The following is a 12,942-nucleotide window of genomic DNA, read 5'->3' on the forward strand; positions in this document are numbered from 1 at the left end:
TTCTTTTGTCTTGTAAAAGTATTTCTTACATATATGGGGAAGAAATGCTTGTTACACATATATTACGCATGATTTGAGGGGTGAATCAGTTGACAGGTCAACTAGTTCAGTATGGACGACACCGCCAGCGCAGAAGCTATGCACGTATTAGCGAAGTGTTAGAATTACCAAATCTCATTGAAATTCAAACCTCTTCTTATCAGTGGTTTCTTGATGAGGGTCTTAGAGAGATGTTTCAAGACATATCGCCAATTGAGGATTTCACTGGTAACCTCTCTCTGGAATTTATTGATTACAGCTTGGGTGATCCTAAGTATCCGGTAGAAGAATCAAAAGAGCGCGATGTGACTTACTCAGCACCGCTGCGAGTCAAAGTCCGCTTGATCAACAAAGAGACCGGCGAGGTTAAGGACCAGGATGTCTTTATGGGCGATTTCCCTATCATGACTGACACTGGAACCTTTATTATCAACGGTGCGGAGCGCGTCATCGTATCTCAGCTCGTTCGTTCTCCAAGTGTATATTACAGTGGTAAAGTAGACAAAAACGGTAAAAAAGGTTTTACCGCGACTGTCATTCCAAACCGTGGCGCATGGTTAGAATACGAGACTGATGCGAAAGATGTTGTGTATGTCCGCATTGATCGCACACGTAAGTTGCCGGTTACGGTTCTTTTGCGTGCTCTTGGCTTCGGATCTGATCAGGAAATCATCGATCTGATCGGTGAAAACGAGTACTTGCGCAACACGCTTGATAAAGATAATACAGAAAACACCGACAAAGCGCTTCTTGAAATCTACGAGCGCCTTCGCCCTGGAGAGCCGCCGACGGTTGAAAATGCGAAAAGCTTGCTTGATTCAAGATTCTTTGATCCGAAAAGATATGACCTTGCAAGTGTAGGACGCTACAAAATTAATAAAAAGCTTCACATCAAAAACCGTCTTTTCAATCAGCGGCTTGCTGAAACGCTTGTAGATCCTGAAACGGGTGAAATCCTTGCTGAAAAAGGAACGATTTTGGACAGAAGAACACTCGACAAAGTGCTGCCGTACCTGGAAAACGGAATCGGCTTTAAAAAGCTGTATCCGAACGGCGGAGTAGTCGAAGATGAAGTAACGCTTCAATCCATTAAAATCTTCGCTCCGAATGACCCTGAAGGGGAACAGACGATCAATGTGCTCGGAAATGCTTATATCGAAGAAGGCGTTAAAAACATTACACCTTCTGACATTATCGCTTCCATCAGCTATTTCTTTAACCTGCTTCACGGAGTAGGCGATACAGATGATATCGACCATCTAGGAAACCGCCGCCTTCGTTCAGTAGGCGAGCTTCTGCAAAACCAATTCAGAATCGGTTTAAGCAGAATGGAGCGCGTTGTTCGTGAGAGAATGTCCATTCAGGATACAAATACGATCACGCCTCAGCAGCTGATTAATATTCGCCCTGTCATCGCTTCAATCAAAGAGTTTTTCGGAAGCTCACAGCTTTCTCAATTCATGGATCAGACGAATCCGCTCGCTGAGCTGACGCATAAACGTCGTTTATCAGCGCTCGGACCTGGTGGTTTGACGCGTGAACGCGCCGGAATGGAAGTGCGTGACGTTCACTACTCCCACTATGGCCGGATGTGTCCGATTGAAACGCCTGAGGGTCCGAACATCGGATTGATCAACTCGCTTTCTACATTTGCGAAAGTGAACCGGTTTGGCTTTATTGAAACGCCTTACCGCCGCGTTGATCCTGAGACTGGAAAAGTAACGCCGAGAATCGACTACTTAACGGCTGATGAAGAAGACAACTATGTTGTGGCACAGGCGAACGCCCGCCTCAATGAAGACGGATCATTTGTTGACGACAGCATCATTGCCCGCTTCAGAGGGGAGAACACCGTCGTTTCGAAAGACCGCGTTGACTACATGGACGTTTCGCCTAAACAGGTTGTTTCTGCCGCAACTGCATGTATTCCTTTCTTGGAAAACGATGACTCAAACCGCGCCTTGATGGGAGCGAACATGCAGCGTCAGGCTGTTCCGCTTATGCAGCCTGAATCGCCGATCGTCGGAACCGGAATGGAATATGTATCTGCGAAAGATTCCGGCGCCGCTGTTATTTGCCGCCACCCGGGAATCGTCGAACGTGTTGAAGCGAAAAACATCTGGGTGCGCCGCTATGAGGAAGTAGACGGACAAAAAGTCAAAGGAAACCTTGATAAATACAGCTTGCTGAAGTTCGTCCGTTCCAACCAGGGAACGTGCTACAACCAGCGTCCGATCGTAAGCGTCGGAGATGAGGTTGAAAAAGGTGAAATTTTGGCTGACGGTCCATCTATGGAAAAAGGGGAACTTGCCCTTGGACGCAACGTCATGGTCGGCTTCATGACATGGGATGGCTACAACTATGAGGATGCCATCATCATGAGCGAACGCCTTGTAAAAGACGATGTTTATACGTCTATCCATATTGAAGAATATGAATCAGAGGCCCGGGATACAAAGCTTGGACCTGAAGAAATCACCCGAGATATTCCAAACGTCGGTGAGGATGCTCTCCGCAACCTGGATGAGCGCGGAATTATCCGTGTCGGTGCTGAAGTAAAAGACGGAGACCTGCTCGTAGGAAAAGTAACGCCAAAAGGGGTTACAGAGCTTACGGCAGAAGAACGCCTGCTTCACGCCATTTTCGGAGAAAAAGCGCGTGAAGTCCGCGATACGTCACTCCGTGTTCCGCACGGCGGCGGCGGTATCATCCTTGACGTAAAAGTCTTCAACCGCGAAGACGGAGACGAACTGCCTCCTGGCGTCAACCAGCTTGTCCGCGTGTACATCGTTCAGAAGCGTAAAATCTCTGAAGGGGACAAAATGGCCGGACGTCACGGTAACAAAGGTGTTATTTCGAAGATTCTCCCTGAAGAAGATATGCCGTATCTTCCTGACGGAACACCGATCGACATCATGTTGAACCCGCTGGGCGTTCCATCGCGGATGAACATCGGTCAGGTATTGGAGCTTCACCTTGGTATGGCTGCACGCCGTCTTGGCCTGCATGTCGCATCACCGGTATTTGACGGAGCCCGCGAAGAAGACGTGTGGGAAACTCTTGAAGAAGCCGGCATGTCAAGAGACGCGAAAACCGTCCTTTACGATGGCCGTACCGGAGAACCATTTGATAACAGGGTTTCCGTGGGTATCATGTACATGATCAAGCTTGCCCACATGGTTGATGACAAACTCCATGCCCGTTCAACCGGTCCTTATTCACTCGTTACCCAACAGCCTCTCGGAGGTAAAGCGCAGTTCGGCGGACAGCGTTTCGGTGAGATGGAAGTATGGGCGCTTGAAGCTTACGGCGCAGCATACACGCTTCAAGAGATCCTTACCGTTAAATCCGATGATGTCGTGGGCCGTGTGAAAACATACGAAGCCATCGTTAAAGGCGACAACGTTCCAGAACCGGGCGTTCCGGAATCGTTCAAAGTATTGATTAAAGAACTTCAAAGCTTGGGTATGGACGTCAAAATCCTGTCAAGCGATGAAGAAGAAATCGAAATGAGAGATTTGGAAGACGATGAAGATGCAAAACAAAACGAAGGTCTTTCATTAACAAATGATGAAGAAACCGAAGAGTTTGTTTCTGCTGACATAGAACGTGATGTCGTCACGAAAGAATAAACGAAATTATTTACGCAAGTGACATGGGTATAACCCGAAGATTGAAAGGGAGGTAGGCCCCTTGCTGGATGTGAACAATTTTGAGTATATGAACATCGGTCTCGCTTCACCTGACAAAATCCGTTCATGGTCTTACGGAGAAGTGAAAAAGCCTGAAACAATCAACTATCGTACTTTGAAACCTGAAAAAGATGGTCTGTTCTGCGAGCGCATTTTCGGTCCCCAAAAGGACTGGGAATGCCATTGCGGAAAGTACAAGCGGGTTCGTTATAAAGGCGTTGTTTGTGACCGTTGTGGAGTTGAAGTAACCCGGGCTAAAGTCCGTCGTGAGAGAATGGGGCATATCGAGCTGGCTGCCCCGGTTTCTCACATCTGGTATTTTAAAGGAATCCCAAGCCGCATGGGTCTTGTGCTGGATATGTCTCCGCGCGCATTGGAAGAAGTCATCTACTTTGCTTCTTATGTCGTGACAGACCCGGCAAACACGCCGCTTGAGAAAAAACAACTTCTTTCTGAAAAAGAATATCGTGCGTATCTCGATAAATACGGCAATAAGTTTCAAGCTTCAATGGGGGCAGAAGCGATTCACAAGCTTCTTCAGGATATCGACCTCGAAAAAGAAGTCGATATGCTTAAAGAAGAGCTGAAAACGTCTCAAGGACAGCGCCGCACCCGTGCGATCAAGCGCCTTGAAGTGTTAGAGGCTTTCCGTAACTCCGGAAATAAACCATCTTGGATGATCCTTGATGTTCTTCCGGTTATTCCTCCTGAGCTGAGACCAATGGTGCAGCTTGACGGCGGACGTTTTGCGACTTCCGACCTGAACGATTTGTACCGCCGCGTTATCAACCGTAACAATCGTTTAAAACGTCTTCTGGATCTTGGAGCGCCTAGCATCATCGTTCAAAACGAGAAGCGTATGCTTCAGGAAGCCGTTGACGCATTAATCGATAACGGACGCAGAGGCCGTCCTGTTACCGGTCCGGGGAACAGGCCGTTAAAATCCCTTTCTCACATGCTGAAAGGTAAACAAGGCCGTTTCCGTCAAAACCTTCTCGGTAAACGTGTTGACTACTCAGGCCGTTCGGTTATCGTCGTAGGTCCGAACCTGAAAATGTACCAATGCGGACTGCCGAAAGAAATGGCTTTGGAACTGTTCAAGCCTTTCGTAATGAAAGAGCTTGTCGAAAAGGGTCTTGCCCATAACATTAAGAGTGCGAAGCGCAAAATCGAGCGCGTTCAGCCTGAAGTCTGGGATGTTCTTGAGTCAGTCATCAAGGAGCACCCGGTTCTTCTCAACCGTGCACCTACGCTTCACAGACTTGGGATTCAGGCGTTTGAACCAACGCTTGTTGAAGGCCGTGCCATCCGTCTTCACCCTCTTGTATGTACAGCGTACAACGCTGACTTTGACGGTGACCAAATGGCGGTTCACGTTCCTTTATCAGCCGAGGCGCAAGCTGAAGCTCGCATCCTTATGCTTGCTGCGCAAAACATCTTGAACCCGAAAGACGGAAAACCGGTTGTTACGCCGTCTCAGGATATGGTACTTGGAAACTACTACCTCACGCTTGAACGCCCTGGCGCTGTCGGCGAAGGTATGATTTTCAAAGATACGGATGAAGCGCTGCTTGCTTACCAAAACGGATATGTTCATTTGCATACGAGAGTGGCCGTCGCGGTCAACTCGCTGAAAAATGAAACATTCACTGAAGAACAGCGTTCAAAACTTTTGATTACGACAGTCGGAAAGCTGATCTTCAACGAGATTCTTCCGCCGTCGTTCCCATACATGAACGAACCGACGAAGAGCAACATTGAGGAAAAAACGCCTGAGCGCTTCTTCCTGGACTACGGCGCCGATGTAAAAGAGGCAATCCGCAATCAGGAAATCAACGCGCCGTTCAAAAAAGGCATATTGGGTAAAATCATTGCGGAGATCTTCAAAAGATTCCATATTACCGAAACGTCCAAAATGCTTGACCGCATGAAAAACCTCGGCTTTAAATATTCAACAAAAGCCGGAATTACGGTCGGTGTTTCCGATATCGTCGTTTTGGATGACAAACAGAAAATCCTTGAAGAAGCCCAAGGAAAAGTCGACAACGTCATGAAGCAGTTCAGGCGCGGTCTGATTACGGAAGAAGAGCGTTATGAACGCGTCATCTCCATCTGGAGCGCGGCTAAGGATACGATCCAAGGCAAGCTGATGAAGTCCTTGGATGAAATCAACCCGATCTACATGATGAGTGACTCTGGAGCCCGTGGTAACGCCTCGAACTTTACGCAGCTTGCGGGAATGCGCGGACTGATGGCCAACCCGGCCGGACGGATCATCGAGCTCCCGATCAAATCAAGCTTCCGCGAAGGTTTAACAGTACTGGAGTACTTTATCTCCACTCACGGTGCGCGTAAAGGTCTTGCTGATACAGCCCTTAAGACAGCTGACTCAGGTTACTTAACGCGACGTCTCGTAGACGTTGCCCAAGATGTCATCATTCGCGAGACAGATTGCGGTACTGACCGCGGTATCCTTGCGAAAGCCATCACGGAAGGTACAGAAGTAATCGAGCGTCTTGAAGAGCGCCTCATCGGCCGCTTTGCGAGAAAGCCTGTCAAACATCCTGAAACAGGGGAAATCCTTGTGAAGGAAAACGAGCTGATCGACGAAGACAAAGCAATGGAAATCGTTGAAGCAGGCATTGAAGAAGTGTGGATCCGTTCCGCATTTACATGTAATACGTCACACGGGGTATGTAAACGATGCTACGGCCGCAACCTTGCGACAGGTACCGATGTTGAAGTCGGTGAAGCAGTCGGAATCATCGCTGCCCAATCCATCGGTGAGCCGGGTACACAGCTTACAATGCGTACCTTCCATACGGGCGGTGTTGCCGGAGACGATATTACACAAGGTTTGCCGCGTATTCAGGAATTGTTTGAAGCGCGTAATCCTAAAGGTCAGGCGACGATCTCCGAAATTGACGGTGTCGTAGCCGAAATCAATGAAGTCCGTGACAAACAGCAGGAAATCGTGGTGCAAGGTGAAGTTGAAACCCGTTCATACACTGCGCCTTACAATGCACGCCTGAAAGTAACCGAAGGCGAGAAGATTTCCCGCGGTCAAGTCCTGACAGAAGGTTCGGTTGACCCGAAAGAGCTTCTGAAGGTAACGGATATCACGACGGTTCAGGAATATCTTCTGCACGAGGTGCAAAAGGTTTACCGTATGCAAGGGGTTGAAATCGGGGATAAACACGTCGAAGTTATGGTTCGCCAAATGCTTCGCAAAGTTCGAGTCATCGATGCCGGCGACACAGAAGTGCTGCCTGGCACATTGCTCGATATTCACCAGTTTACCCAAGCGAACAAAAAAGTGTTGCTTGAAGGAAAACGACCTGCGACAGGACGTCCTGTACTGCTCGGTATCACCAAAGCATCGCTTGAAACGGATTCCTTCCTGTCCGCCGCATCATTCCAGGAAACAACACGCGTCCTGACAGATGCAGCGATCAAAGGAAAACGCGATGAACTTCTCGGTCTGAAAGAGAATGTTATCATCGGTAAACTTGTTCCGGCTGGAACGGGTATGCTGAACTACCGCAAAGTAAAACCGGTTTTACAAGTTGAATCTTCGGAAGAAATGGTTCCGGCAGAATAGATTTTAAATATCCTAAAGAAGGATGTCACTAAAAATTGTCATACTGTGTTGACATCCTTCTTTCAGGATGATAATATAACCAAGGTGCTCAATTTAAACCTGTTACTTTGGAGGATGTATAATGTCTTATGATAAAGTATCACAGGCTCAATCTATTATTATCGGTACGAAGCAGACAGTTAAAGCTCTCAAACGCAATTCTGTCAAGGAAGTTGTCGTAGCGAAAGACGCAGATCCTTGTCTGACGACAGGTGTTATCAATCTGGCAAATGAACAAGGCATTCCCGTCTCCATGGCAGATTCCATGAAGAAGCTAGGCAAAGCCTGCGGAATTGAAGTCGGTGCGGCAGCTGTTGCCATTATTCAATAACGTACTCGTTGTTTTTGCTTGCATGCAAAGACATTGTTTTTTGGCTTTAAATGAACCACCTGGGTATGTGGGTTATAAAACATGATGAAGGGAGGAAATACAACATGCCTACAATTAATCAGTTAGTACGCAAGGGACGCGTGAACAAAGTAGAAACTTCAAAGTCTCCTGCACTTAACAAAGGATACAACAGCTTTAAGAAAGAGCACACTAACGTATCTTCACCACAAAAACGCGGGGTGTGTACTCGTGTTGGTACAATGACACCGAAGAAGCCGAACTCAGCGCTTCGTAAATATGCCCGTGTTCGCTTAACAAACGGAATCGAGGTTACTGCCTACATTCCTGGTATCGGACACAACCTGCAAGAGCACAGTGTCGTATTGATCCGCGGCGGACGTGTTAAAGACTTACCGGGGGTACGCTACCACATCGTGCGTGGCGCGCTTGATACTGCCGGAGTTGAAAACCGTGCACAAGGCCGTTCTAAATACGGTACAAAACGTCCTAAGAAAAAATAATTCGGTTTAAATACAAAGAAAAGGGTTTTTAAAAGCGGGGAAATCTGGCAAAGCTGTTAGGGCATCGGACTTCCGCGGGAAGCGGGTTTCCGTGCTGTATCAGATGCCGTGAAGAACCCCCTCTGCATGAAACCTGTAACAAGAGAAGGGAGGCTAATCAGATGCCACGTAAAGGTCCTGTAGCAAAAAGAGACGTTTTGCCTGATCCAATTTACAACTCTAAGCTGGTTACTCGTTTGATCAACAAGATGATGATCGACGGTAAAAAAGGCAAAGCTCAAACAATCCTATACAAGTCATTCGATATCATTAAAGAACGTACCGGCAACGATGCAATGGAGGTTTTCGAACAAGCATTGAAAAACATCATGCCTGTACTTGAAGTTAAAGCACGCCGTGTAGGTGGTGCGAACTACCAAGTGCCTGTAGAGGTTCGTCCTGAACGTCGTACGACTCTTGGACTTCGCTGGTTAGTAAACTACGCTCGTCTTCGCGGAGAAAAAACGATGGAAGAGCGTTTGGCTAACGAAATTTTAGATGCAGCCAACAACACTGGTGCTGCTGTTAAGAAACGTGAAGATACTCATAAGATGGCTGAAGCGAACAAAGCGTTTGCTCACTATCGCTGGTAATCTTACGCGACAAAATATTATTTCCTAAGAAGGAAGGAGAAAAGACCCAATGGCAAGAGAGTTCTCCTTAGAAAAAACTCGTAATATCGGAATCATGGCTCACATCGATGCCGGTAAAACGACTACAACTGAACGTATCTTGTTCTATACAGGCCGTATCCACAAAATTGGTGAAACTCATGAAGGGGCTTCCCAAATGGACTGGATGGAGCAGGAACAAGAACGCGGTATTACGATTACATCTGCTGCAACAACAGCACAATGGAAAGGGCACCGCGTTAACATCATCGACACACCAGGACACGTAGACTTCACTGTTGAAGTTGAACGTTCACTCCGCGTACTCGATGGTGCCGTTGCCGTTCTTGACGCACAATCCGGCGTTGAGCCGCAAACTGAAACAGTTTGGCGTCAGGCGACAACTTACGGAGTACCTCGTATCGTATTTGTCAACAAAATGGACAAAACCGGTGCGGACTTCCTTTACTCTGTAGGAACTCTTAGAGACCGTCTTGAGGCGAACGCTCACGCGATCCAATTACCGATTGGTGCCGAAGACAACTTCGAAGGAATCATCGACCTTGTAGAAAACGTTGCATACTACTACGAAGATGATCTAGGAACACGCTCTGATGCGCGTGAAATTCCTGCTGAGTACAAAGACAAAGCCGAAGAGCTTCGCGCAAGCTTGATCGAAGCTGTTGCTGAGCTTGATGAAGAGCTTATGATGAAGTACTTGGAAGGCGAAGAAATCACAGTTGACGAGCTGAAAGCAGCAATCCGCAAAGGAACATGTAATGTTGAATTCTACCCTGTTCTTTGTGGTTCAGCTTTTAAAAACAAAGGTGTTCAATTAGTGCTTGACGCAGTTCTTGACTACCTTCCGGCTCCAACTGACGTACCTGCGATCAAAGGTATTATCCCTGATTCTGATGAAGAGGTTGCTCGCGAGTCTTCTGACGACGCTCCTTTCTCAGCATTGGCGTTCAAAGTTATGACAGACCCTTACGTTGGTAAGCTGACGTTCTTCCGTGTGTACTCAGGTACGCTTGATTCCGGTTCATACGTAAGAAACTCAACGAAAGGCAAACGTGAGCGCGTCGGCCGTATCCTGCAAATGCACGCCAACAGCCGTGAAGAAATCTCTACTGTATACGCAGGGGATATCGCAGCAGCTGTAGGTCTAAAGGATACGACAACTGGTGACACGCTATGTGACGAGAAAAACCTTGTCATCCTGGAATCAATGGAATTCCCTGAGCCTGTTATCCACGTTGCGATCGAGCCTAAATCTAAGGCCGACCAGGACAAAATGTCTACTGCGCTGACTAAACTGGCTGAAGAAGATCCAACATTCCGTGCGCACACTGACGCTGAAACAGGTCAAACGATCATCGGTGGTATGGGTGAGCTTCACCTTGACATCATCGTTGACCGTATGAAGCGCGAATTTAAAGTTGAAGCCAACGTAGGTGCACCTCAAGTTGCGTATCGCGAAACATTCCGTGCGAGCGCGCAAGTCGAAGGTAAATTCGTACGTCAATCCGGTGGACGCGGACAATTCGGTCACGTTTGGATCGAATTCTCTCCAAACGAAGAAGGAAAAGGCTTTGAATTCGAAAATGCAATCGTCGGCGGTGTCGTTCCTCGTGAATACATTCCGGCTGTTCAAGCAGGACTTGAAGATGCACTGCAAAACGGTGTTATCGCAGGCTACCCTGTCATCGACATCAAAGCAAAACTGTTTGATGGTTCTTACCACGATGTCGACTCTAACGAAATGGCGTTTAAAATCGCTGCTTCCATGGCGCTTAAAAACGCGGCAAGCAAGTGTAACCCGGTTATTCTTGAGCCGATCTCCAAAGTTGAAGTCGTTATCCCAGAGGAATACATGGGAGACATCATGGGTGACATCACATCACGCCGCGGTCGCGTAGAAGGTATGGAAGGACGCGGAAACGCTCAAGTCGTTCGCGCGATGGTTCCACTTTCTGAAATGTTCGGTTACGCTACGGCGCTCCGTTCAAACACACAAGGACGCGGTACGTTCACAATGGTCTTTGACCACTACGAAGAAGTGCCTAAGAGCATCGCTGATGAGATCATCAAAAAAAATAAAGGCGAATAATTGATTTTGCCGCTTCATTAAAGTATAACTACTATTGTAAGATGAGAAAGTGAAACACAGCTTTCACTTTCTATCACTCTATATATTAAAATAAACCCTTTTAAGGAGGATTTTCAGAATGGCTAAAGAAAAATTCGACCGTTCCAAATCACATGCCAACATCGGTACAATTGGACACGTTGACCATGGTAAAACTACATTAACTGCAGCTATCACAACTGTTCTTTCTAAATCAGGTAACGCTGAAGCTCGTGCGTATGATCAAATCGACGGTGCACCAGAAGAACGTGAGCGCGGAATCACAATCTCTACTGCACACGTTGAGTACGAAACTGAAACACGTCACTACGCTCACGTTGACTGCCCAGGACACGCTGACTATGTTAAAAACATGATCACTGGTGCTGCGCAAATGGACGGAGCGATCCTGGTTGTTTCTGCAGCTGACGGCCCAATGCCGCAAACTCGTGAGCACATCCTTCTTTCTCGTAACGTAGGCGTGCCTTACATCGTTGTATTCTTGAACAAATGCGACATGGTAGACGACGAAGAGCTTCTTGAACTAGTTGAAATGGAAGTTCGCGATCTTCTTTCTGAGTATGAATTCCCTGGTGACGATGTACCAGTTATCAAAGGTTCTGCTCTTAAAGCTCTTGAAGGCGACGCTCAATACGAAGAAAAAATTCATGAGCTTATGGCAGCTGTTGACGAGTACATCCCAACTCCAGAACGTGAAACTGACAAACCTTTCATGATGCCTGTTGAGGACGTATTCTCAATCACTGGTCGTGGTACTGTTGCTACTGGCCGTGTAGAACGCGGTCAAGTTAAAGTCGGTGACGAAGTTGAAATCATCGGTCTTCAAGAAGAAAACAAGAAAACAACTGTTACAGGTGTTGAAATGTTCCGTAAGCTTCTTGACTATGCAGAAGCTGGAGACAACATCGGTGCGCTTCTTCGCGGTGTAGCTCGTGAAGAAATCCAACGTGGTCAAGTACTTGCTCAACCAGGTACAATTACACCACACAAAAAATTCAAAGCTGAAGTTTACGTTCTTTCTAAAGAAGAAGGCGGACGTCACACTCCATTCTTCTCTAACTACCGTCCTCAGTTCTACTTCCGTACAACTGACGTAACGGGTATCATTCAGCTTCCAGAAGGCGTAGAAATGGTTATGCCTGGAGACAACATTGAAATGAACGTTGAACTGATCTCAAACATCGCGATCGAAGACGGTACTCGCTTCTCTATCCGTGAAGGCGGACGTACTGTTGGTTCAGGCGTTGTTACTACAATCGTTGAATAATACTTATGAAATAAAAAAACGGGATCCGCTCGGGTCTCGTTTTTTATTTGGGCGTTCTTAGTTCAATTGCGACTATACCAGATATAATGGGAGATTTTTTCCGCTGATAAGTCCTTGATAACATGAGGATTGATCTGTATAATTAAAAAAGTGTGCAAATGCCGGTAATATTGAATATTGCCTTGCAACATGCCTATAAATTTTGTATAATAGTGCATGTTGGTCTTTGACTGCGATGAAGTGAGAGGTTGCTGATACACCCGGCCGCTTTGCCATGGCAAGGTGATTCAGGTTTTTCTCACGGAGAATTGTCTAATGTAAGTAGGCGAAAAGGAGGGAAAATAATGGCAAAACAAAAAATTCGTATTCGTTTAAAAGCGTATGATCATAGAATCCTTGATCAATCCGCTGAAAAGATTGTTGAAACGGCTAAACGCTCCGGTGCCAGCGTATCTGGTCCGATTCCGTTGCCAACTGAGAAATCAGTTTACACAATCCTTCGTGCGGTGCATAAATACAAAGATTCTCGTGAGCAATTTGAAATGCGTACACATAAACGTTTAATCGACATTGTGAACCCAACACCACAAACTGTCGATGCGCTAATGCGTTTGGATTTACCATCAGGTGTTGACATTGAAATTAAACTTTAA

8 protein-coding genes are annotated in these 12,942 nt (G+C 46.8%); all 8 read left to right on the forward strand.

The annotated features are described in order from the left end of the window. Window positions 1–89: 89 nt before the first annotated feature. The 8 genes from rpoB to rpsJ all read left to right on the forward strand — a co-directional run bounded on the left by rpoB (window position 90) and on the right by rpsJ (window position 12,942). Window positions 90–3,671, forward strand: coding sequence for a DNA-directed RNA polymerase subunit beta (gene rpoB / locus AB447_RS16625; RefSeq protein ID WP_048355838.1), 3,582 nt, complete (start codon window positions 90–92; stop codon window positions 3,669–3,671). A 61-nt stretch (window positions 3,672–3,732) separates the two neighbouring features. Continuing rightward, window positions 3,733–7,332: a DNA-directed RNA polymerase subunit beta' gene (gene rpoC / locus AB447_RS16630; RefSeq protein ID WP_048355839.1), complete on the forward strand. Its 3,600-nt coding sequence runs from the start codon at window positions 3,733–3,735 to the stop codon at window positions 7,330–7,332. 121 nt (window positions 7,333–7,453) lie between these two features. Then, on the forward strand, window positions 7,454–7,702 hold the full coding sequence (locus tag AB447_RS16635; RefSeq protein WP_046128849.1) for a 50S ribosomal protein L7ae-like protein: 249 nt from the start codon (window positions 7,454–7,456) through the stop codon (window positions 7,700–7,702). A 104-nt stretch (window positions 7,703–7,806) separates the two neighbouring features. Beyond that, a complete protein-coding gene (gene rpsL, locus AB447_RS16640; protein ID WP_006640313.1) occupies window positions 7,807–8,223 on the forward strand; it encodes a 30S ribosomal protein S12 in 417 nt (138 codons plus the stop codon). Between the two features lie 161 nt (window positions 8,224–8,384). Next, window positions 8,385–8,855 (forward strand): 30S ribosomal protein S7, encoded by a 471-nt coding sequence (rpsG, locus tag AB447_RS16645; protein WP_006640314.1) that lies wholly within the window; start codon window positions 8,385–8,387, stop codon window positions 8,853–8,855. A 49-nt stretch (window positions 8,856–8,904) separates the two neighbouring features. Next, the gene (fusA, locus tag AB447_RS16650; RefSeq protein ID WP_048406283.1) at window positions 8,905–10,983 is read left to right on the forward strand and encodes an elongation factor G; all 2,079 of its coding nucleotides are present in this window, start codon (window positions 8,905–8,907) and stop codon (window positions 10,981–10,983) included. Window positions 10,984–11,101: 118 nt separating this feature from the next. Next, window positions 11,102–12,289 carry an elongation factor Tu gene (gene tuf, locus AB447_RS16655; protein ID WP_048355841.1) on the forward strand — a complete coding sequence of 396 codons (1,188 nt, stop codon included), beginning with the start codon at window positions 11,102–11,104 and terminating at the stop codon, window positions 12,287–12,289. Between the two features lie 344 nt (window positions 12,290–12,633). Further along, the gene (rpsJ, locus tag AB447_RS16660; RefSeq protein WP_003156464.1) at window positions 12,634–12,942 is read left to right on the forward strand and encodes a 30S ribosomal protein S10; all 309 of its coding nucleotides are present in this window, start codon (window positions 12,634–12,636) and stop codon (window positions 12,940–12,942) included.

Source organism: Bacillus glycinifermentans (assembly GCF_001042475.2).
In the GTDB taxonomy this organism is placed as follows: domain Bacteria; phylum Bacillota; class Bacilli; order Bacillales; family Bacillaceae; genus Bacillus; species Bacillus glycinifermentans.